We start from the raw sequence: 22504 nt of genomic DNA on the forward strand, positions 1-22504 counted from the left end.
GCCGGGGGATCTGCTCTGGCTCGCCGCGGCGGGGGCCGTTGGCGGCGGGCTTGGCTGGCGCTTGCGAATCCCGGGCGGCATGGTGACGGGGCCGATCCTTGTCTCTGCGCTTGTGCATCTGTCCGGGCTGGCCCAAGGCGCGCCGCCCGCTTGGCTGGTGACGCTGACACAGTTGATCATCGGCACCTCTTTGGGGGTGCGTTTTGCGGGAATGGAACCGCGCCGGTTCTGGCTTGCGCTGCGGCTGGCGGGGCTGTCCACCTCGGTCTCGATCGGGCTGGCGGGGCTTTTCGCCTTTGCCTTGGCAACATGGGTGGGCGAGCCCATTTCCGCCGTATTTTTGGCCTTTGCGCCCGGCGGGCTGGTGGAAATGTCGCTCGTGGCGCTGTCGTTGCAACTCAGTGCCGTTTACGTGACCGCGCATCACGCGTTGCGCATCTTGCTGGCCGTCACCGCCGCGCGCGTGCTGGCCCCCCGTCTGGCAAAATAGATCAGACCTCTTCGACCTGCACCACACCGCGCAGGCTGCGCAAGGCCCCCTTGACCTGCGGGTTGACCGGAAGATCGCGCCCCGCCGCGATCTGGTAGCGGCAGCGTTTTTCCAGGTCAAAGACAGAAAAGGTCACAGGACCGCGCGATTTCACCCGGCCTTCAGCCAAAATACGTTCGAAAAGTGCAGCAACGGAACTGACCGCCTCGGGCGTTTCAAGGTGGATCAACAGCCCGGAACTGCCATCCGACTCCGCCGCCACTTGGTCAATCGGCGTGGCGGCATTGCACAGCATTTTCACCGTCTCGCCTTCGACATCGACCTTGACGGTCAGCACCACCGCTTGACCGGGTTCCAAATGGCTACGGCACGCCTCCAACGTGTCGGAAAAGACCGTCACCTCATAAGGCCCGGTCGGGTCCGACAATGACACAAAGGCAAACCGGTTCCCCTTGGCCGATTTGCGTTCCGACCGCGCGGCGACCTGCCCCGCGATCTTACCGACAAAGGGCCCGGTATTGATCGCCTTGGCGGTCACATCGGCCAGCGTCAGCACTTTTTTGCGTTTCAGCGCGGGCAGATAGTCATCAAGCGGATGGCCCGACAGGTAGAAGCCGATGGCCTTATGTTCCTCGGCTAGCCGCTCGCCCGGCAGCCAGTCATCGGTATCGGCCATGCGCGGCGGCGGCAGATCATCGCCCGCTTCGCCAAAAAGCGACACCTGCGCCGAGGCTTTGGCCTCTGCCACGGCCCCCGACCACGCCATCAGCCCCTCAAGGCTTTCAAAGACGCGTTTGCGGTTTGGATCAAGCTGGTCGAACGCCCCCGCCCGCGCCAACATCTCTAAGGGCCGCTTGCCGATCCGCTTAAGATCGCAGCGCCGGGCGAAATCGGTCATGTCGTGGAAGGGTGTGTCCCCGCGCGCCGCCACGATCAGCTTCATCGCGTCGACGCCGACGTTTTTCAGCGCGCCCAGCGCATAGACCAGTTGTTGATCGACCACATCAAAGGTGGCGAGCGAGCGGTTCACACAGGGGGGCACCACCTCGATGCTTAGGCCCCGCCGCGCCTCGGCAGTGTAGACCGCCAGCTTGTCGGTCAGGTGAATATCGCAATTCATGACGCCCGCCATGAACTCCACCGGGTGGTTCGCCTTTAGCCAAGCGGTTTGATAGGACACAATCGCATAAGCGGCCGCGTGCGATTTGTTGAACCCGTAGTTCGCGAATTTCTCTAGCAGGTCAAAAACTTCACCTGCTTTTTTCGCGTCGATATTGTGGGTGGCCTTGGCGCCTTCGATGAATTTGGGGCGTTCCTTCGCCATTTCCTCGGCGATCTTTTTCCCCATCGCGCGGCGCAGCAAATCGGCGCCGCCAAGGCTATAGCCCGCCATCACCTGCGCAATCTGCATCACCTGTTCTTGGTAGACGATGATACCCTGCGTTTCCGCCAAGATCGGGTCGATCGTCGGATGCAGGCTTTCAAGTTTGCGCAGCCCGTGCTTCACCTCGCAATAGGTGGGAATATTCTCCATCGGGCCGGGGCGATAAAGCGCCACAAGCGCCACGATATCTTCGATACAGGTGGGTTTCATGCGCCGCAGCGCATCCATCATCCCCGTCGATTCCACCTGGAACACCGCGACCGTCTTCGCCGCCGCATAAAGCGCGTAGGTCTTGGCGTCATCGATCGGGATCAGGTTGATCTGGTTCTCCCCGCCCTCGGCAGGGGCGTAAAGCGTTTCGCCCGCCGCATTCACATGCAAGGGCCGACCCGATTTCAGGATCAGGTTCACCGCATTTTGGATTACGGTGAGCGTTTTCAGCCCCAGAAAGTCGAACTTCACCAAGCCCGCCTGTTCGACCCATTTCATATTGAACTGGGTCGCAGGCATGTCGGACCGCGGGTCTTGATAAAGCGGCACCAGCTCATCCAAGGGCCGGTCGCCAATCACCACCCCCGCCGCGTGGGTGGAGGCGTTGCGCAACAGCCCCTCAATCGCTTGGGCATAGTTCAAAAGCCGCTGCACGACCTCTTCGGCCTTTGCCGCCTCGCGCAAGCGCGGCTCATCGGCCAAGGCCTTTTCGATGCTGACCGGCTTGACCCCCTCGACCGGGATCATCTTCGACAGCTTGTCGACATGGCCATAGGACATTTGCAACACGCGGCCCACGTCGCGCACCGCCGCCTTGGACAAAAGCGCACCAAATGTGATGATCTGGCCAACTTTGTCCCGGCCGTATTTCTCTTGCACATAGCGGATCACCTCTTCGCGGCGATCCATGCAAAAATCGATATCGAAGTCCGGCATCGAGACCCGTTCGGGGTTCAAGAACCGTTCGAACAGCAGGCTGTAACGCAAAGGGTCTAGGTCGGTGATCGTCAGCGCATAAGCCACAAGCGAGCCCGCACCAGAGCCCCGCCCCGGCCCCACCGGAATGCCTTGCGCCTTGCCCCATTTGATGAAGTCGGCCACGATCAGGAAGTAGCCGGGGAACCCCATCTGCTCGATGATGCCAAGTTCGAATTTCAATCTTGCTTCGTAGTCTTCGACCGGCACCGCATGCGGGATCACATCAAGCCGCGCGCGCAACCCCTCCCAAGCCTGGCGGCGTAATTCCTCGACCTCATCATCGGCGAATTTCGGCAAGATCGGCTTGCGCTTATAAGTGGCAAAGGCGCAACGGCGCGCAATTTCAACCGTATTTTCAAGTGCCTCAGGCAAGTCGGCGAACAAGGTCGCCATCTCGGCTTCGGATTTGAAATAATGCTGCGGCGTCAGGCGGCGGCGCGGCTCGCTTTGGTCGACATAGGTGCCTTCGGCGATGCAGATCATCGCGTCATGCGCCTCATACATGGTCGATTTGGGAAAGTAGACATCATTGGTGGCCACCAAAGGCAGCCCCATGTCATAGGCCATTTCCACAAAGGGCCGCTCGGTCTTGCGCTCGGCCTCGGGCAGCTTGCCGCCTTCGCCGGGATGGCGCTGCAATTCGACATAAAACCGGTCCGGATAGGCCTTGGCGAGCCGCTCCATCAAAAGCCGTGCCTTGCCCGCTTGGCCGGCCTGCAAAAGCTTGCCCACCGGCCCATCCGCCCCGCCCGACAGGCAGATCAGACCATCGCAATGGGCCTCCAACTCCTCCAGTGTGACCTGCGGCAATTCCCCATGCTTGTCGACATAAAGGCAAGACGACAGCTTCATCAGGTTCATATAGCCCGTTTCGGTCTGCGACAGCAGCACCACCGGCGCGGGCATCCGCGGCTTTTCCCCCGGCGCGGCAGGGTCGTAATTCACCGAAACTTGGCAGCCCACAATCGGCTGCAACCCCGCGCCCTGCGCCAGCACCGAAAATTCGAGTGCCGAGAACATCACATTCGTATCGGTCACGGCAACGGCGGGCATGTTCATGCCATCGCACATCTTGATCAGCGTCTTCACCGGCACCGCGCCTTCCAGCAGCGAATATTGGGTGTGCACGCGCAGATGAATGAATCGGGGCTGGGTCATGGGCGCAGATTAGGCGCGGGGCGGGCCAAGCGGAAGGGGTTTGGCTGCCCATTTTCTGACCATCCGGTGTAATCTGCGTCTGCCCTTGCGCCGAAACGCTTGCCAGCCCTGCCCCCATCGGCAAAGCTGATGCGATGGGAGCGCCCCCGTTCTACGCCGCATCGGGCGGGGCAGCGAAAATCAGGTATCGCGGCGGAACATGTCATGGAAATCGCGTTTCTTCTCAACGGAGAAACCCGCCGGGTGACGGTTGAAAACCCGCTGGAAAGCGTGCTGGACTGGCTGAGCGCCACGGGGCTAAGCGGCACGAAAGAAGGCTGTAACGAGGGCGATTGCGGCGCCTGCACAGTGATTGTGACCGATGAAAACGGTCCGCGCGCGGTCAATGCCTGCCTGATGATGCTGCCGCAACTGGCGGGCAAGGCGCTGCGCACGGTCGAGGGCGTGGCAGGCCCGCAGGGCCAGTTGCACCCCGTGCAGCAAGCGATGGTCGACCATCATGGCAGCCAATGTGGGTTTTGCACCCCCGGTTTCATCACCTCACTGGCCGCCGCGCATACGAACCGGCGCGCGGATTATGATGACCTGCTGGCCGGAAACCTGTGCCGCTGCACCGGCTATGCGCCGATCATCCGCGCGGCCGAAGCGGCGGCCGAGGCGGCAGTGCCAGACTGGATGCAGGGTGATTTGACCTTCGACTTCGCGCAACTTGCAACCGGTGCAGCGGGGCAGACGGCCTTTTTGCCGCAAACCGTGGATGAACTGGCCGATTGGTATGAAACCCATCCCGAGGCCACCTTGATCGCGGGGGGCACCGATGTCGCGCTTTGGGTCACCAAGCAATTGCGCGACCTGCCCGAAGTGGCTTTTCTGAACCAATGCAAAGACTTGGCCCAGATCCAAGAAACCGAAACGGGCTATGACATTGGCGCAGGCGTGACCATTGCCGCCCTGCGCGCTTGGGCGGCGGGGCCGCATCCGGCGCTGGCCGATCTGCTGCGCCGCTTTGCCTCTGAACAGGTGCGTCAGGTGGCCACCATCGGTGGCAATATTGCCAATGGCTCGCCCATCGGTGATGGGCCACCCGCGCTGATCGCTTTGGGCGCCACGCTCACCCTGCGGCGCGGACACAGCCGCCGCAGGCTGCCGCTAGAAGATTTCTTCCTCGACTACCGCAAACAAGACCAATTGCCGGGGGAATTTGTGGAAAGTGTCAGCGTGCCGAAAAGCGCCCCCGATCTCGCCTGCTACAAACTGAGCAAAAGGTTCGATCAAGACATTTCTTCCGTTTGTGGCTGCTTCAATATCACTGCAAAAAGTTCGAAAATTGAAACTGCGCGCGTCGCATTTGGCGGCCTGGCCGGGGTGCCGAAACGCGCGACGGCCTTTGAAACGGCCCTGATCGGCCAGCCCTTGACCGAAGACAGCTTTGCGAGTGCCCTGCCTGCCTTGACGCAGGATTTCACACCCATGAGCGATATGCGCGCCTCGGCTGCCTATCGGATGAATGCCGCGCAGGCGATGGCGCTGCGCTACATCCGGGCCTGCGGCGGCGAAGCGGTTTCGGTGCTGGAGGTCACGCCATGACGGTGGGCAAACCGCTTCCCCATGACTCGGCCCGGCTACACGTGACCGGGCAAGCGCGTTACCTAGACGACATTCCCTGTCCGGCGGACACGCTGCATCTGGCCTTTGGCCTCTCAACCGAAGCGGCGGGCGACATCAGCGCGCTAGATCTTGAACCGGTGCGCCAAAGCCCCGGGGTCATCGCGGTTTTCACCGCCGCCGATCTGCCCCATGCCAATGATGCCTCGCCCGCGCCTACACCCGAACCGGTGCTGGCCGACGGCGCGGTGCATTACGCGGGCCAGCCGATCTTTCTGGTCGCTGCCACCAGCCATCGGGCGGCGCGTGTCGCGGCGCGCAAAGCGCGTATCACCTATGCGCCTAAAGACCCGATTTTGACTATCGATCAAGCGCTTGCAGCGGGCAGCCGGTTCGAAAACGGCCCCATCACCTGGGCACGCGGCGATGTGGCTGCGGCGCTGGCGCAAGCCACTTATCTGGCCGAGGGCGAGATCGACATCGGCGGGCAAGAACATTTCTATCTAGAAGGACAAGCCGCGCTGGCCCTGCCCGGCGAAGAGGGGGTGACGATCCAGTGTTCGACCCAGCACCCGTCGGAAATTCAGCATAAGGTGGCGCATGCGCTGGGGCTTGCGTTGCATGATGTGCGGGTCGAGATGCGGCGCATGGGCGGCGGCTTTGGCGGCAAGGAAAGCCAAGGCAATCACCTTGCTATCGCCTGTGCCGTTGCCGCGCGGGCGACCGGGCGCCCCTGCAAGATGCGTTATGACCGCGATGATGACATGGTGATCACCGGCAAGCGGCACGACTTCCGCATCCGCTACCGGATCGGCGCAGATGCTGCGGGCAAGCTGCTGGGGGCCGAAGTCACCCAATGGGCGCGCTGCGGCTGGTCGCCCGATCTCAGCCTGCCGGTCTGCGACCGGGCCATGCTTCATGCCGATAGCGCCTATTTCCTGCCCGCGCTGCGGGTCGAAAGCCATCGGCTGCGCACCAATACCCAATCGGCCACAGCTTTTCGGGGCTTTGGCGGGCCGCAAGGTATGTTGGGGATGGAACGCGCCATCGACCATCTGGCCCATGTGATGGGCTGTGACCCCGCCGATTTGCGGCGCCGGAATTTCTATGCGCCTGCGGGCAGCAAGCCCGTGCAAACCACCCATTACGGGCAGGCGGTCGACGATTTCTTGTTAGACGAGATGGTCGATCAATTGCACAAAACAGCGGATTTTGCCGCGCGAAAGGCGCAGATCGCGCAGTGGAATAGCCAAAATCGAACCTTAAAGCGCGGGATCGCCCTGTCGCCGGTCAAATTCGGCATCTCTTTTACGCTGACCCATCTCAATCAGGCGGGCGCCTTGGTGCAGATCTACACAGATGGCTCTGTCGCGCTCAATCACGGCGGCACGGAAATGGGCCAAGGGCTGCATCGCAAAATGGTGCAAGTGGCCAGCGCCGTTTTGGGCACCCGCGCCGAACAGGTGCGCATCACCGCGACCGATACCGCCAAAGTGCCCAATACTTCGGCCACGGCGGCCTCTTCCGGGGCCGATCTGAATGGGATGGCGGTGAAAGAGGCTTGTGAAACGCTGCGCGCACGGCTGACGCGCTTTATCGCCGCGCGCGAAGGCTGCCCCCCGGAAGAGGTGCGCTTTGCGGCAGGCGAGGTGCAGGCAAAAGACAAGCGCTGGACCTTTGCCGAGGTGGCCGAGGCGGCCTATCTCGCACGGATTTCGCTTTCGGCCACCGGGTTTTATGCAACGCCCAACATTTCGTGGGATCGGTTGGCGGGGCAAGGGCGCCCGTTTCTATACTTTGCCTATGGCGCCGCGGTGACCGAGGTGGTGATTGACACGCTGACCGGGGAAAACCGCATTCTGCGCGCCGATATCTTGCATGATGCGGGCACAAGCCTGAACCCCGCGCTGGATATTGGCCAGATTGAGGGCGCCTATGTGCAGGGCGCAGGCTGGCTGACCACAGAAGAGTTGGTCTGGGATGACAAGGGGCATTTGACCACCCATGCCCCCTCGACCTACAAGATCCCGGCCTGTTCGGATCGCCCGCGCCTGTTCAACGTCGCCCTATACGATGCGCCCAACCGCGAAGAGACGATCTTTCGGTCCAAGGCGGTGGGCGAGCCGCCCTTCATGCTGGGAATTTCGGCATTTCTGGCGCTTGGCAACGCCTGTGCCGCCTGTGGCCCGCATTGGCCCAACCTGCAAGCCCCCGCCACGCCCGAGGCGGTGCTGGCCGCTGTGCACCGGGCGCGGGGAACCGATGAGGGGCGGGCATGAGCCTGCGCCTCGATCTTTTGGCCACAGCCACCCAGCGCGGCCCGTTCGTACGGCTCGTAGTGGTGGGTGTCAAAGGCTCTGCCCCACGGGAGGTGGGCGCCGAAATGCTGGTGTGGCCAGATCAAACCCAAGGCACCATTGGCGGTGGCACGCTGGAATTCGCAGCCATCGCCGAGGCCCGCACCCTAAGCCGCCCGCAGATCAAGCGTTTTGCCCTTGGGCCGGATATGGGCCAATGCTGCGGTGGGGCGGTGCGCTTGGCCTTTGAGCCGATCACGGCACAGACCCTTGCCGGGATCGATGGCCCCGCCTTTGCCCGCCCCTTTCGCAGCGCAGATCAAATGCCCCTTGCGATCCGCAAAGCAATGGCCGAGGCCCGACGCGGCGCGTTGACCGGGCCGGTTGTGCACGACAATTGGCTGATCGAACCCATCGCGCCGCCGCCAGAGCCGCTGTGGATATGGGGCGCAGGTCATGTCGGACGGGCGCTTGTCGATGTGATCGCGCCGCTGCCCGATTGGGCGCTGTCTTGGGCCGATACCGGGCCGGAACGCTTCCCCGAACAACGCCCCCCCGGCGTCACACCGCTCATCGCGCAGAACCCCGCCGACCTGGTGACACTGGCCCCGCCCCACGCCCGGCATCTGATCGTGACCTTTTCCCATGCGCTGGATCTGGAGCTGTGCCACCGGCTGCTGGGTCGGGGATTCGCGGGCTGTGGGCTGATCGGGTCACAGACCAAATGGTCAAGATTTCGCCGCCGCCTCGCCGAACTCGGCCATTCGCCCGCCCAAATTTCACGCATTGCCTGCCCGATAGGCGATCCGGCGCTTGGAAAGGCACCACAAGCCATTGCGATTTCCGTCGCCGCCGCGCTACTGAGAGAACGCAACGCAAGAGCCGGAACGGCCGCACCAACGGAAGGACTCACCGGGTGAGTGAAACACTGCTCAGGATCGAGGGGCTGACGAAAGCCTATCCGGGCGTCGTGGCGAATGACGGGGTCGGCTTTCAGATCCGCCCGGGCGAAGTGCACGCGCTTTTGGGCGAAAACGGCGCAGGCAAATCCACATTGGTCAAGATGATCTATGGCCTTGTGAAGCCCGATGCCGGCACGATGCAGTTTCAAGGCGCGCCCTATACACCGCCCGAACCGCGCGCCGCCCGCGCGGCTGGCGTGGCGATGGTGTTTCAGCATTTTTCGCTGTTCGAGGCGCTGAGCGTGGCGGAAAACGTCGCCTTGGGCATGGAAAACCCGCCCTCGATGCGCACATTGTCGGCCCGCATCCGCGATATTTCCAGCGCCTATGGACTGCCGCTCGATCCGACGCGCACGGTGGGCGATCTGTCGGCGGGCGAGCGGCAGCGGGTCGAAATCATCCGCTGCCTGCTGCAAGATCCGAAGCTTTTGATCATGGACGAGCCCACCTCGGTGCTGACCCCGCAAGAGGTGGAAATCTTGTTCGGCACCCTGCGCAAGCTGGCGGCCGAAGGCACCGCGATTCTTTATATTTCGCACAAGCTGGAGGAAATCCGCGCGCTTTGCGATGGCGCCACGATCTTGCGCGGCGGCAAGGTGGTGGCAAGCTGCACCCCGCGCGAAAAATCCGCCCGGGAACTGGCCGAATTGATGGTGGGGGGCGAATTCGCCGCCACCGACCGCGCGGGGCGCAAGACGGGCGCAAAAATCTTTGAGGTCACGCATCTCAACCTTGCACCGATGAGCGCCTTTGGCCCCGCGCTGAAAGACCTGTCGTTCAAACTTGCCGCGGGCGAGGTGCTGGGCATTGGCGGTGTGGCAGGCAATGGCCAAGAAGAACTGATCGCGACGCTGTCGGGGGAACGGCCCTCGGCCGCCGGCACGGTCAGCCTGCATGGGCAGGATATTTCCGACCTTGGGCCAAACGACCGGCGCAGGCTTGGGCTTCTGGCGGCGCCCGAGGAACGGCTTGGCCATGCCGCCGTGCCGAACCTCAGCCTGACGGAAAACGCGATCCTGACCGGCACCGTGCGCCGCCCGCTGACCCGCAACGGGTTCTTGAACATGGGCGCGGCGAAACGCTTTGCCGAAGAAATCATTGCGGGCTTTGACGTACGCACCCCGGGCCCACAGGTGGCCGCGCGTGCGCTGTCAGGCGGCAATTTGCAGAAATTCGTCATAGGCCGCGAAGTGCTGCAAGCGCCCGAGGTTTTGGTGGTCAACCAACCCACATGGGGCGTGGATGCCGCCGCCGCCGCCGCGATCCGGCAATCGCTTCTGGATCTGGCGGCCAAGGGGGCTGCAGTGATCGTGATTTCCCAAGATCTTGATGAATTGATGGAAATTTCTGACCGCTTCTGCGCGCTGAACGAAGGCCGCCTGTCTGCCCCGCGCCCGACCGAGGGGCTAAGTATGGAGGAAATCGGGCTGATGCTGGGCGGCGCACATGGCATGCAGGAGGCGGCGGTATGATCACGCTTGTCAAACGCCCCACGCCTTCTCAGTTTTGGGCCTATGCGACGCCCGTTCTGGCGGTGCTGGCCACTATGGTGGCGGGCGGCATCTTGTTTGCCGCCTTGGGCAAGGACCCGATCGCCGCGATCAAGGTGATCTTTTATGATCCGCTTTTTGGTCCGAATGCCGCCTATTTCCGGGGCCAATTGCTGGTCAAAGCGGGGCCGCTGATTTTGATCGCGGCCGGGCTTGCGGTGGGCTTTCGCGCGGGCATCTGGAACATTGGCGCCGAGGGGCAATATATCATGGGCGCGCTGGCCGGGGCCTCGGTGGCGCTGGCGGCCTATCCGGCGGAAAGCCATTGGCTGTTCCCGGCGATGGTTGTGGCGGGCGCACTGGGCGGCTGGCTTTGGGGGATGATCCCGGCGCTTTTGAAAACCGCCTTTGGCACATCGGAAATTCTGGTCTCGCTGATGCTGGTCTATGTGGCGCAGAACTTTCTGGCCTATGCCGCCTTTGGCCCGCTGAAAAACCCCGAAGGCTACGGCTTTCCCGGATCGCGCAACCTGCAACAATATCCGTCCGCCCATAACCCCGAACTGATCGCGGGCACGGGGATGCATTGGGGCGTGGTGGCGGCGCTGATGGCGGTGATTGCCACCTATATTCTGATGCAACGCCATATCGCAGGCTATCGCATCCGAGTTGCCGGCGAAGCGCCGCGCGCGGCGCGTTTTGCAGGTGTTGTGCCCGCAAAACTGGTGATGTTCTGTCTTGGGCTGTCGGGCGCCTTTGCGGGTCTGGCCGGGCTTTTCGAGGTGGCAGGGCCAAACGGGCAGATCACCGATAGTTTCAATGCAGGCTATGGCTTCACCGCGATCATCGTGGCTTTTCTGGGGCGTCTCAATGCCATCGGCATCTTGCTGGCCGGGCTGTTGATGGCGCTGACCTATATCGGGGGCGACATGGCGCAGCTGATGCTGGGCTTGCCCACGGCGGCTATTCAGGTGTTCCAAGGAATGCTTTTGTTTTTCCTCTTGGGATTCGACCTGCTCACGCAGTACCGTCTTCGCCTTGGGAGGGCGCGCGCATGATCGGCGGCATCGACATCGTCACCCTGATTGCTGCCCTGATGGCAGCCTCGACCCCGGTCTTGCTGGCGGCGACGGGTGAATTGGTGGCCGAGAAATCGGGCGTTTTGAACCTTGGCGTCGAAGGCATGATGATCTTGGGCGCGGTGGCGGGTTTTGCCACAGCCGTCACCACCGGCAGCCCGGTTTTGGGCTTTCTGGGCGGGGCGGTCGCGGGCGCGCTTTTGGCAAGCCTTTTTGCCGTGCTGACGCAATTGCTTTTGTCGAACCAGACAGCGACCGGCTTGGCGCTGACGCTGTTTGGGCTGGGGCTTTCGGCGCTGTTCGGCAAAGGGTTCGAGGGCATTCGCCCGCCCCCCACGACCAAGCTCGATTTCGGCCCGCTGAGCGAGATCCCCGTGCTGGGGCCGATCCTGTTCCACCATGACTGGATGGTCTATCTGTCGCTTGTGCTGGTTGCAGCGACTTGGGCCTTTTTGAAATATGCCCGCGCCGGGCTGATCTTGCGCGCGGTCGGTGAAAACCACGATGCCGCCCATGCGCTGGGTTATCGGGTGATTGCGGTGCGCTTTGCCGCGCTGGCCTTTGGGGGGGCGCTGGCGGGCTTGGGCGGCGCCTATCTGAGCCTTGTGCGCGTGCCGCAATGGACCGAGGGCATGACCGCAGGCGCAGGCTGGATTGCGCTGGCCATTGTGGTCTTTGCCAGTTGGAAGCCCGAACGGGTGCTGGTGGGCGCTTATCTCTTTGGCGGCATCACCGCGCTGCAATTGCAGCTTCAGGCCGCAGGTTACGCGATCCCGGTGCACCTGTTGTCAATGGCGCCCTATGTCATCACCGTGCTTGTGCTGGTGATCTTGTCTGCCACCCACCGTCACGGAGCCCCGGCCGCGCCGGCGGCGCTGGGGCGGTCGTTCCACGCCTCGTCGTGAGGCATCAAACCGGGCCGCTGGCCCAAAACAAGGGAAGTTCCCATGGACCGCAGATCCTTTCTGAAAACCACCGCCGCCACCGCGACGCTTGCTGGGCTTGGCCTGCCGGCCTGGGCCTCGGACGACCCGCTGAAAATCGGCTTCATCTATGTGGGCCCGGTGGGCGACATGGGCTGGTCCTATCAGCATGATGTGGGCCGCCGCGCGATCGAGGAAGCCTTGGGCGACAAGGTGCAAACCACCTTCATCGAAAACGTTCCCGAAGGCCCGGATGCCGAACGCGCGCTGACCCAGTTGGCGCTGGAAGGCAACCAGCTTATTTTCGCCACCTCGTTTGGCTTCATGGATGCGACCGTCAACGTCGCGTCGAAATTCCCGAATGTGAAATTCGAGCACGCCACCGGCTACAAACGTGCCGAAAACCTTGGCACCTATGACGCGCGCTTTTACGAGGGCCGCGCGATCCAAGGCACCATCGCGGGCCGGATGACCAAAACCAACAAGATCGGCTACATCGGTTCCTTCCCGATCCCCGAGGTGATCCAAGGCATCAACGCCGCCTATATCCACGCCAAGAAGGTGAACCCGGATGTGGAAATCAAGGTGGTCTGGGCCTACACGTGGTTCGACCCGGCGAAAGAGGCCGACGCCGCTGCCGCGCTGATCGCTGAAGGCTGCGATTTCGTGCTGCAACACACCGACTCCACCGCGCCGCAAGCCAAGGCGCAAGAGGCGGGCAACGTCTATACCTTTGGCCAAGCCTCCGACATGGAAGCCTTCAAGCCGAGCCCGCGCGTGGCCTCGACCATCGACAACTGGGCGCCCTATTACATTGAGCGTGCGCAAGCGATGCTGGATGGCACCTGGAGCTCGGATGCGACCTGGGGCGGGATCGGCACCGGCATGGTCGAAATCGGCGAGATCACCGAGGCCGTGCCCGCCGAAGTGAAAGCCGAAGCCGAGAAGATGATCGAAATGATCAGCGCGGGCGAGTATCACCCCTTCACCGGCCCGCTGAACAAGCAAGATGGCACCGCATGGCTGGCCGAGGGCGAAACGCCCGAAGATGGCGCGCTGGCGGGGATGGATTTCTTCGTCGAGGGGATTTCCGCAGAAATGCCGAAGTGACCGATCGAAAAATCGTGTTAAGCTTTCGGGGTGGGCCATTGGCCCACCCTTTTTTATTTCTGATGAAGGCCCTGCGACACATCTTCGCAACTCGCGCTTGACAGCCGCATCCTTCATATTCACAGATATGCATGAACGGAGTTTAACCCGTAGCCAGTTCAGGGGAGGGACAAAATGGCTCATATCGTGGTTCTTGGTGCCGGTTTGGGAGGCGCCATCATGGCCTACGAATTGCGCGAACAGGTGCGCAAGGAAGACAAAATCACCGTCATCACCAAAGACCCGCATTACCATTTCGTGCCCTCGAACCCGTGGGTCGCCGTGGGCTGGCGGAGCCGCAAAGAAATCACCGTCGACCTTGCGCCGACGATGAAGAAAAAGAACATCGAGTTCATTCCGGTTGCCGCTGAAAAGCTGCATCCCGATGAAAACCGGGTCGAATTGGTCAATGGCCAATCGGTCAGCTACGATTACATCGTGATCGCCACCGGCCCGGAACTCGCCTTTGACGAAATCGAGGGCTTTGGCCCCGATGGCTACACCCAATCCATCTGCCACATCGACCACGCCGAAGATGCGCGCGTGGCCTTTGAGCGGTTTTGCGAAAACCCCGGTCCGATCATCATCGGCGCGGTGCAAGGCGCAAGCTGTTACGGCCCGGCCTATGAATTCACCTTCATCCTCGACACCGCGCTGCGCAAAGCCAAAATCCGCGACAAGGTGCCGATGACTTTCATCACCTCGGAACCCTATGTGGGCCACCTTGGTCTTGATGGCGTGGGCGACACCAAGGGCCTTCTCGAATCCAATATGCGCGAGAAGCACATCAAATACATGACCTCGTGCCGCGTTAAGAAGGTCGAAGACGGCAAGATGATCGTTGAGGAAATCAACGATGATGGCTCGGTCAAGGCCGAGAAAGAGATGCCCTTTGGCTATGCGATGATGCTGCCCGCCTTCCGGGGCATCAAACCGCTGATGGGGATCGAGGGGCTGGTGAACCCGCGCGGCTTTGTGATCGTAGATCAGCACCAGCAAAACCCGACATACAAAAATGTCTTTGCCGTCGGGGTCTGCGTGGCGATCCCGCCGGTGGTGCCGACGCCGGTGCCCTGTGGCGTGCCGAAAACCGGCTTCATGATTGAATCGATGGTCACCGCCACCGCCCATAATGTGGGCCAGATTGTGCGCGGCAAAGAGGCCGATGAAGTCGGCACATGGAACGCGGTCTGTCTGGCCGACTTCGGCGATCAGGGCATTGCCTTTGTGGCGCAGCCGCAAATCCCGCCGCGCAACGTCAACTGGTCGGCGCAAGGCAAATGGGTGCATTGGGCGAAAGAGGGCTTTGAGCGCTATTTCATGCACAAGCTGCGCCGCGGCACCTCGGAAACCTTCTATGAAAAGGCTGCGATGAAGGTGCTGGGCATCGATAAGCTGAAAGCCGTCAAAAAGGGCTGAGCCCCCGCGACACAGCCTAGGGGCGCGGGAGACCGCGCCCTCAGGCTTAGGCCCACCTAGCCCCGCATTACTCGTGGCTGGATCACCTCAATCGCCCCGCGCGGCGCGGCGGCAGAGCCGCAAATCATCTGGTAGTCGCCCGGCTGAAGCGTTTGGGCCACGCTGGCCGCCTTGCCCGGCGCAATCGCGCTTTGCCCGGCCACAACCGTCGTCCCATCCAGGATTTGCCAATCCAGCGGCTGTGCCGTGGCATTGACGATATTGAAGGTCGCCGCGCCCGGCGGCATCTTCAGCGCCCCCGGCGCACAGCCATTGGCGTCAAGCGTCAGGGTGATCCCATCCATCCGCATCGCGGTATTGCGCGCATGGACGTTCCACGCCATTTCAAAGCCGCCAATCGCCAGCGCGATGCCGATGGCGATCCCATAGCTATAGGTATTCGCGATGCCCCGCATGGGCTTTTTCGGGTCGGGGTCGGTGGAGGTCGTCATGTGTCAGGCCTCTTTGTTGGTGGCAATGGGTGCGAACGCAGGAAAATTGAACGCGTGCCGGCCAACAAGATAGATCGCCCAGCAGGCCTGCCAAGGTCTGAGACTAAAGCGTCAGGCAAGGGCCGCCGCGCAGGAACCGTTCCTCGAACGCCTCTTGCGGTATCGCGGGGCTGGCCACGAAGCCCTGCCCCAGTTCGCAGCCCATGCCCGACAGCACCGCAACCTCCGAAGGGTGTTCTATCCCCTCGGCCAAGGTGGCATAGCCAAAATGCTGCGCCAGCCCGGTGATCGTTTCCACGATCAGCCGGGCATTCGCGTCATGGTCAATGCCCCGCACGAATTCGGATGCGATCTTCAGCATCGAAACCGGCAAACGCGCCAGATAGGCAAGGCTGGAATAGCCGGTGCCAAAATCGTCAATCGCCAGCCGCACGCCAAGGCCGCGAAGCTGGCTTAAGGTTTCCACCGCACCGGGCATGCCATGGGCCAATTGCGCCTCGGTCAGTTCGATCTGCAAGCCTAGCGGCGGTGCGCCCGGGCGTTCTTGGTGATGCGCGGCCAAGGTTTGGGTCAAGGTTTCCGCCCAGCCCGGCGCGGCCAGATCGGCGGCTGTCTGGTTGATCGACAGCTTGAAGGATTCGGTCAAAAGTCCCGCCTGACGCCAGTGCGACAAGCGGGTGATCGCTTCGCGCAGCACCCAGCTATCGAGCGTCGGCATCAACCCGGCCCGTTCCGCCACCGGCAGAAAGTTCGCCGGCATTTCCAGCCCCTTACCGGGCCGGTTCCAGCGCACCAAAGCCTCTGCCCCGTAAAGCGTGCCATCGCACAAACGGAACAATGGCTGATAGTGCAACACCAGTTCGTTCCGCTCTACCGCGCCCAAAAGCGCGTTGCGCACTTCCAGTTCGCGCAGCGCCTCGATGCCCAGTTCGGCCTCATAGACCTTGACCGCGCCATGCGCCTGCTTGGCGGTATACATCGCCAGATCGGCATTGCGCAAAAGCACGTCGCGGCTGTCGCCATGCGCCGGGTAACAGGCAATACCAATCGATCCCGCCGGGCGATATTGATGCAGCCCCGGCAGATCAAGTGGTGCGGATAAGCCTTCAAGCAAGGTTAGCGCCCGCGTCGAGGCCGCCGCCGCATCGGCCCCATCCAACAAGATCACGAATTCATCGCCACCAATGCGCGCCACGAATGGGCCATCGCCCGCCGCCTCGCGCAAACGGCGCGCGACCACGTTCAACAGCATGTCCCCGGTGTCATGGCCAAGCGAGTCATTGACCGCCTTGAACCCATTGAGATCCAGAAACAGCACCGCAAAAGGCGCGCCGCGCCGTTCGGCCATGGCGATTGCCCCATCGAGCCGCTCTGACAGGAATTGCCGGTTCGGCAAGCCGGTCAGCAGATCGTAATTGGCCAACCGCTGGTTGTCGGCCTGTGCCTGACGCAATTGCGTCAGATCGGAAAACATCGCCACATGGCCCAGCGCCACCCCGGCGGCATCATCGAGCCGGGTGATCCGCGCCCAACAGGGCACCACCCGCCCCTCAGAGGTCCGTATCGCAATCTCGCCGCGCCATTTCCCATCGATCTGCAAGGCTTCGCGCACCTGCGCGGCAATCGGCGCCTCGCCACTGCGCGCCGCACCGCCCGAAAAGCGCAAAAGCTCGGTCAGCGGGCGCCCGTCGATCTGCGCAAAGCCAAAGCCCCCCACCTGTTCAAAGGCGGCATTGACCCGCAGCACCGTCAGATCGGAATCGGTCAGCACGATGGCATCGCTGGAATGTTCAAAAACCATTTCGGCCAAATCGCTGCCGCGGCGGCGCTCGGACACATCGCGCGACTGGCTCACGATCCCGACGATCCGACCGCGATCATCGAAAAGCGGACGCTTTTCTGTCAGCACCCGCACCCAGCGGCTGGGCATCTGATGGGTGGCAGGCAATTGCCGAAACTCTTCGAAGCTCACCGGGCGCTGGGTGGCGCGCACCCTGTCGTCGCCCTGCGCATGCTGCAAGGCTGCAATCGGCGCCATAAACTCGCGCCGGGTGCGCCCGATCACCGCCACCGCGCCCCCGTCAAAGCCCTGCAAAAAGGCGCTATTGGCCTCTAGCACGCGCCCATCGGTATCGGTGATGCAAAGCTGATCGGCGGTGGTTTCCAAAAGATGGCGCCGCAATTGCGTATCATGCAGCCTTTCGGACCGCTCGGGCTCCAACACCAGCCACCATTGCGCGTCCGCCGCCGCATGGCGCTTGCGCGCGCGCAGCGCCGTGACCCTTGCGGGGTGGGTATCATCCCCCCGCGAAAAGCGCAGCACCGGCTTTTCTTGCAGCCCGCGGAGATCGGGGATCGGGCCCAGCGCCGGGGGCAAGAAAGCGCGCAACTGGGCTGCCTCGCGCCGCGACAAAGCCTCGCGCAGCGCGCCGCGCCCATCCTCTTGCCACAGCGGCCCCATGAAGGCGCGCCCCGCCCCATTGGCGGACAAAACCGAAAGCGTATCATCGACCCGATAAACCGGCAGCGGGGAAAGCCCGATCACATCGTTCAATTCCTCGATCTCGGCGCGCAGCCGAAGATCTTGTTCCAGCAGATCAATCAGCGCCAGCGACTGTTCGGCCACATGCACCCGTAGCCGCGACAGCGCTACCCCCACGCCAGAGGCGCGCCCCGCATGGGCCAAAAGCGTCTCGACCTGCTCGAATTGCGCATCGATCGACATACCGGTGCGCGATGCGCCCGCCCGCCGCGGAATGGCGCTTACGGGCGTCGCCGTAGAGCCGTTGCCATGCGGAGGCGCCTCTGTCATCTCATTGCGGCTCCGCGCTGATCTCGTCGCGCCAGCGGGTGATCTCGATATGGCTGATCACCGCGCCCTGCACCGGGTTATCGAGCGGGCGCACATGCATCACGAACCAGCGCGGGCAATCGGGCGCATCACAGGGATATTCGAGCGAAAACCGCTCTGTCTTGCCTTGCAAAACGGCCCGAATGCCCTCCACCGCACGCTGGGCATAGCCCGCATCAATCGCCAATTCGCCCAGATCGCAATGGCCGACGTAATTGGAGCCGACCCCGGTCGTTTCGCCGCCCGGATCGCCATTTTCCACCGCGAACCGGGTCCATGCGGCGTTGACCAGCATGATATCGCCTTTGACGTCAAGCACCGCGACATGTTCGGCCAGCCCGTCAATCACCGCTTGCAGCAATTGCAGGTTCCGGGTCTGGGTGATGTCGACAAAGGTCAGCACCGCCCCCTGTGCCGAAGAGGACGGCACCTTATAGGGCAGCATCCGCACAAGATAATGGCGCCCGTTAAGCCCGGTCACCTCGCGTTCGGTGCGGGTCTGCGCCTTCAGCGTGCGGCGCAAATCATCCAGCAAAACCGCGTAATCAAGCCGATGCGTGATATCGGCCAAGGGGCGGCCAATATCGACATCGCGGATACGGAACAAATCCACCGCATCGGGGCTGAACCGCGTCACCCGCAGATCGGCATCAACAAAAATCGCGCCCATCGCCATGATCCGGGTCAGGCTGTCCAAATCGGCATTGGAGCGGTTCAGAAGATCGATCTTCTCTTGATATTCGGCATTGACCGAATTCAGTTCCTCGTTGACCGATTGCAGCTCCTCGTTGGCGCTTTGCAATTCCTCGTTCGAGGCCATCATCTCTTCGTTCGTGGCCTGCAATTCCTCGTTCGAGGTTTCCAATTCCTCGATCATCGCCTGAAGGCTTTCGCGCGTCATCGCGAGTTCGGCCTCCAGCATCTCGATGCGCGCGCCCACTTCGCGGTCGATGTCGATCGCGGGCACATCCTCCTCATCCGAGGGGACGGTCTCGAAGGACAGAAGATAAAGCTTCACATCATCGGCCACCGCCTCTTGCTGCGCGGCCACCGGCATCACCTTCAGCCGCACCCAGATCGGGTCGGGCCCGGCAACGCCTTCAGCCAGATGCAGCGGATCGGAGCTTGCCTCTTCGCCCAGACGCGCGGCCTTGAACAACAACGCCGAGGCGACCGGCAACAGCGGCTCAATCAGCATACGCCCGATTTCCAGCGTTGCCACGCCTTCGCGCAACTGCATGAACCGGCTGATATCGCCATAGGAATGCAGGATTTCATGCCGCCCGTTGATCAACAGCGAGGGCGGCGGCGCATAGGCTTTTTGCAAAGCGGCAAAGCCGCGTTCCATCGCCGTTTGCGGCCCGTTTTCCGCGCGCCGGCGTGGCGGGCGGGGGTTCACGTAAAGCCCGCTTTTGCGGTCTGCCAGCGGGGCCGTGCCCGAGCGTTGCGCCTGCCAGATCCGGTGGCGCGCCGACATCACGGTGAAATCGTCTTGCACCTGCACCAGCGCCTCGGAGCCGCCCAGAAACAGATAGCCGCCCGGGCGCAGCGCATAATGCATCCGCTTCAACGCGCGTTCTTGCGCATCGGGGCGCAGGTAGATCAGCGTATTGCGGCAACTGACCAAATCCATGCGCGTGAACGGCGGGTCAGACAGCAGATTATGGCGTGCAAAAACAATTGATTGGCGCAGTTCGGGCCGCACCACGAACTGCCCGCCGCGCGGGGTGAAGAACCGCTCTAGAAAGGTGCCGGGCAGATCGGCTGCGATGGTTTCGGGGTAGAACCCGGTCGCGGCCTGTTCAATATTCACCGGCTCCACATCGGTGGCGAAAATCTTCAACGTCGGCCAACGCCCCGCCCGCTCGAACGCATCGAAAAACAGCATCGCCAGCGTATAGGCCTCTTCGCCCGTCGCACAGCCCGCCGACCAGACCCGCAGGGTCGAGCCCACCGCCGCCTCGGCCACCAGCGGGTCAATCACCCGTTCGGACAATTCGGCAAAGGCCTCGGGGTCGCGGAAAAACGATGTCACCGGGATCAGCATTTCGCGGCGCAAAATGGCCAATTCAGCGCGGTCTTGCGTCAGCAGTTCCAGATAAGAGGAAAGCTCGGTGACTTGGCGCACCCCCATGCGCCGCTCGATCCGGCGCTGCACCGTGCCCGATTTGTAATCGGTGAAATTCACCTCGCCCGACAGAGACAGGATTTCAACGATGCGCCCCAAAGCCTCTTGCGGCTCCAGCCCCTCGAACTGGCGCGGCAGAGCCGATTTGTTTTCCGTTTTGGGGCCATCGGCGGCATCCGCGGCAGCCGCAGCCGCCAAGGCCGGACGGCGCACAAGATAATCGGAAATCCACGGCCCGATCCGGTCGATGCTCATGGAACTATCGATGAACCCAGTAGCAATGGCCGAACGCGGCATACCGTCAAAGCGCGCATCGCTCGGGTCTTGCGCAATCGCCACGCCCCCCGCCGCATGCACCGCCGACACCCCCCGCGTGCCATCCGAGCCGGTGCCCGACAGCACCACCGCCACGGCCCGGTCGCCATAACCTGCCGCCATCGAGGTAAAAAACGCATCAATCGGCAAGGACAAGACGCGCCGATCCTTGGGGGCCAACCGCAAATGCCGCCCCTCTAGCGTCATGATCGTGGCGGGCGGGATCAAAAAGACCGAATTCGGCGCCAGTGCCATCTCGTCTTCGACGGTGACCACCGGCATTTTCGTATGCCGCGCCAACAGCGAGGCCATGATCGATTTATGATCGGGCGAAAGATGCTGGATCACGACATAAGCGGCACCGGTATCGCTGGGCAGGCCGGAAAACAGCCGCTCAAGCGCATCTAACCCCCCGGCCGAGGCCCCAATCGCCACGACCGCCTGCGGCCCCAGCGCCGGATCGTCAAACGCCCCATCGGGCGCGGGCAGCAACGTCTCGGCTTGCGCCTCCTCGGCCTTGTCTTCGCTCGGCACAGTCGTGTCGTTCTTGTCGTCGGTCGAACCGTCCATCGCCTCGTCTTTCCGGGCAACACCGGCCACACCCCGCGCCAGCGCCACTATACTTTAGCTTTCAGCTACAACCCGCTGACCATTCACGACGTTTATTGGAAGTTCTTGCCCTATCAGAAAGGCGAGCCCCTCTAGCTGTCAACACATATTTCGCGCGTGGGTTGCATATGGATTCGCGCGTTTCAACAGATGCGGGGCAATTGCTCCCCCACCAGCATATCGACGATCCGGCTCCCCCCGAAGGCCGTGCGCATGCGCACTTGCCCCGTATGCTCTGCCACTGCGCGCCCGACGATGCAAGCCCCGGCCCCCTCGGGCCGCGCGCGCATTGCCGCAAGGGTGGCTTCGGCCTGCGCCTCGGGCACAAAGGTCACCACCCGGCCCTCATTGGCCAAATAAAGCGGATCAAGTCCCAGAATTTCGCACATCCCAACCACTTCGGCCCGCAACGGCAGCGCGGTCTCGTCGATCACGATGCCGCAGCCCGCCGCCTGCGCAATTTCATTGAGTGCCGAAGCCAGCCCACCTCGCGTCAAATCCCGCGCCGCGCGCATGTCGGGCGCGGCTTGCATCGCATCGGCCATAAGGTGGCCAAGCGCCGCGCAATCGCTTTCAATCGTGCTTGAAAGCGCCAAATCCCCCCGCGCAGCCAAGATCGTCGCGCCATGATCGCCCAGCACCCCATTCACGATGGCCACATCGCCCGGGCGCACCAGCCCCGCCGCCATCTCACGACCCGCCGCGATCACGCCCACGCCGGCGGTGGTGACAAAGACCCCGTCACAGGCCCCGCGCCCGACCACTTTGGTATCGCCCGTCACAATGCGCACGCCTGCCGCCTCGGCCTCGCGCGCCATTGTCGCCGCGATCCGGTGCAGCAGCGCGATCTCGGTGCCCTCTTCGATGATAAATGCCGCCGACAGCCACAGCGGCTTGGCCCCGCCCACGGCCAAGTCGTTCACCGTGCCGCAAACCGCGATCTTGCCAATATCGCCGCCCGGAAATTCAACCGGCGTCACCACGTAACTATCGGTGGTGAAGGCCAGCCGTGCGCCGGGTTCGGCCAGCGCCTCCGCCGTCAGGCGGGCCTGATCCTCCATGCCGGGGGGCGCGAAGACGGCGGTAAAGACCTCTTCGATCAGGTCCCGCATCGCCTTGCCGCCGCCGCCATGCGCCAGCGTCACCCGCGTGTCTCTCAGTGCCATTCTCTTTGCTCCTGCTGCG

The 22504-nt window shown here is 62.7% G+C and carries 14 protein-coding genes; 9 read left to right on the top strand and 5 right to left on the bottom strand.

The features are described 5' to 3' along the window. A partial coding sequence (locus tag CKO11_RS11455) for an AbrB family transcriptional regulator (protein ID WP_223638621.1) occupies window positions 1-490 on the top strand: 490 nt, incomplete at its 5' end. A gap of 1 nt (window position 491) precedes the next feature. Here CKO11_RS11455 and dnaE read toward each other — a convergent pair. Then, on the bottom strand, window positions 492-4001 hold the full coding sequence (gene dnaE / locus CKO11_RS11460; RefSeq protein ID WP_223638624.1) for a DNA polymerase III subunit alpha: 3510 nt from the start codon (window positions 3999-4001) through the stop codon (window positions 492-494). 204 nt (window positions 4002-4205) lie between these two features. Here dnaE and xdhA point away from each other — a divergent pair, with 204 nt between their 5' ends. From xdhA to CKO11_RS11500, 8 genes are all read left to right on the top strand, one after another. Then, complete coding sequence (gene xdhA, locus CKO11_RS11465; protein WP_223638627.1) at window positions 4206-5588, top strand: xanthine dehydrogenase small subunit; 1383 nt, start codon at window positions 4206-4208, stop codon at window positions 5586-5588. Continuing rightward, window positions 5585-7885: a xanthine dehydrogenase molybdopterin binding subunit gene (gene xdhB, locus CKO11_RS11470; protein ID WP_223638630.1), complete on the top strand. Its 2301-nt coding sequence runs from the start codon at window positions 5585-5587 to the stop codon at window positions 7883-7885. Before xdhA ends, xdhB begins: the two co-directional genes overlap by 4 nt. After that, window positions 7882-8823, top strand: coding sequence for a xanthine dehydrogenase accessory protein XdhC (gene xdhC, locus CKO11_RS11475; protein ID WP_223638633.1), 942 nt, complete (start codon window positions 7882-7884; stop codon window positions 8821-8823). Before xdhB ends, xdhC begins: the two co-directional genes overlap by 4 nt. Beyond that, the gene (locus CKO11_RS11480; RefSeq protein WP_223638636.1) at window positions 8820-10337 is read left to right on the top strand and encodes an ABC transporter ATP-binding protein; all 1518 of its coding nucleotides are present in this window, start codon (window positions 8820-8822) and stop codon (window positions 10335-10337) included. Before xdhC ends, CKO11_RS11480 begins: the two co-directional genes overlap by 4 nt. Further along, window positions 10334-11413 carry an ABC transporter permease gene (locus CKO11_RS11485; RefSeq protein ID WP_223638639.1) on the top strand — a complete coding sequence of 360 codons (1080 nt, stop codon included), beginning with the start codon at window positions 10334-10336 and terminating at the stop codon, window positions 11411-11413. Before CKO11_RS11480 ends, CKO11_RS11485 begins: the two co-directional genes overlap by 4 nt. Next, the gene (locus tag CKO11_RS11490; RefSeq protein ID WP_223638644.1) at window positions 11410-12339 is read left to right on the top strand and encodes an ABC transporter permease; all 930 of its coding nucleotides are present in this window, start codon (window positions 11410-11412) and stop codon (window positions 12337-12339) included. The genes CKO11_RS11485 and CKO11_RS11490 overlap by 4 nt, the downstream gene beginning before the upstream one ends. Before the next feature lie 42 nt (window positions 12340-12381). After that, on the top strand, window positions 12382-13467 hold the full coding sequence (locus CKO11_RS11495) for a BMP family ABC transporter substrate-binding protein (protein ID WP_223638647.1): 1086 nt from the start codon (window positions 12382-12384) through the stop codon (window positions 13465-13467). A 174-nt stretch (window positions 13468-13641) separates the two neighbouring features. Continuing rightward, window positions 13642-14925 carry an NAD(P)/FAD-dependent oxidoreductase gene (locus CKO11_RS11500; protein WP_223638650.1) on the top strand — a complete coding sequence of 428 codons (1284 nt, stop codon included), beginning with the start codon at window positions 13642-13644 and terminating at the stop codon, window positions 14923-14925. 56 nt (window positions 14926-14981) lie between these two features. Here the strand turns inward: CKO11_RS11500 and CKO11_RS11505 are convergent, their stop codons facing one another. From CKO11_RS11505 to hypE, 4 genes are all read right to left on the bottom strand, one after another. Continuing rightward, the gene (locus CKO11_RS11505) at window positions 14982-15416 is read right to left on the bottom strand and encodes a cupredoxin domain-containing protein (protein WP_223638653.1); all 435 of its coding nucleotides are present in this window, start codon (window positions 15414-15416) and stop codon (window positions 14982-14984) included. A 103-nt stretch (window positions 15417-15519) separates the two neighbouring features. After that, window positions 15520-18228 (bottom strand): putative bifunctional diguanylate cyclase/phosphodiesterase, encoded by a 2709-nt coding sequence (locus tag CKO11_RS11510; protein WP_223638656.1) that lies wholly within the window; start codon window positions 18226-18228, stop codon window positions 15520-15522. Window position 18229: 1 nt separating this feature from the next. Further along, a complete protein-coding gene (locus CKO11_RS11515; protein WP_223638659.1) occupies window positions 18230-21280 on the bottom strand; it encodes a CheR family methyltransferase in 3051 nt (1016 codons plus the stop codon). A 182-nt stretch (window positions 21281-21462) separates the two neighbouring features. Continuing rightward, complete coding sequence (gene hypE, locus CKO11_RS11520) at window positions 21463-22485, bottom strand: hydrogenase expression/formation protein HypE (RefSeq protein WP_223638662.1); 1023 nt, start codon at window positions 22483-22485, stop codon at window positions 21463-21465. Window positions 22486-22504 lie beyond the last annotated feature (19 nt).

The sequence above is a fragment of the Rhodobacter sp. TJ_12 genome (genome assembly GCF_020023995.1).
GTDB lineage: Bacteria > Pseudomonadota > Alphaproteobacteria > Rhodobacterales > Rhodobacteraceae > Rhodobacter.

Bases quoted from the DNA above. Each gene is read 5' to 3' on its own strand.
- CKO11_RS11490 (WP_223638644.1), top strand. From the start codon at position 11,410: ATGATCGGCGGCATCGACATCGTCACCCTGATTGCTGCCCTGATGGCA.
- hypE (WP_223638662.1), bottom strand. From the start codon at position 22,485: ATGGCACTGAGAGACACGCGGGTGACGCTGGCGCATGGCGGCGGCGGC.
- xdhC (WP_223638633.1), top strand. From the start codon at position 7,882: ATGAGCCTGCGCCTCGATCTTTTGGCCACAGCCACCCAGCGCGGCCCG.
- CKO11_RS11485 (WP_223638639.1), top strand. From the start codon at position 10,334: ATGATCACGCTTGTCAAACGCCCCACGCCTTCTCAGTTTTGGGCCTAT.
- CKO11_RS11495 (WP_223638647.1), top strand. From the start codon at position 12,382: ATGGACCGCAGATCCTTTCTGAAAACCACCGCCGCCACCGCGACGCTT.
- dnaE (WP_223638624.1), bottom strand. From the start codon at position 4,001: ATGACCCAGCCCCGATTCATTCATCTGCGCGTGCACACCCAATATTCG.
- xdhB (WP_223638630.1), top strand. From the start codon at position 5,585: ATGACGGTGGGCAAACCGCTTCCCCATGACTCGGCCCGGCTACACGTG.
- CKO11_RS11510 (WP_223638656.1), bottom strand. From the start codon at position 18,228: ATGACAGAGGCGCCTCCGCATGGCAACGGCTCTACGGCGACGCCCGTA.
- CKO11_RS11505 (WP_223638653.1), bottom strand. From the start codon at position 15,416: ATGACGACCTCCACCGACCCCGACCCGAAAAAGCCCATGCGGGGCATC.
- CKO11_RS11515 (WP_223638659.1), bottom strand. From the start codon at position 21,280: ATGGACGGTTCGACCGACGACAAGAACGACACGACTGTGCCGAGCGAA.
- CKO11_RS11500 (WP_223638650.1), top strand. From the start codon at position 13,642: ATGGCTCATATCGTGGTTCTTGGTGCCGGTTTGGGAGGCGCCATCATG.
- xdhA (WP_223638627.1), top strand. From the start codon at position 4,206: ATGGAAATCGCGTTTCTTCTCAACGGAGAAACCCGCCGGGTGACGGTT.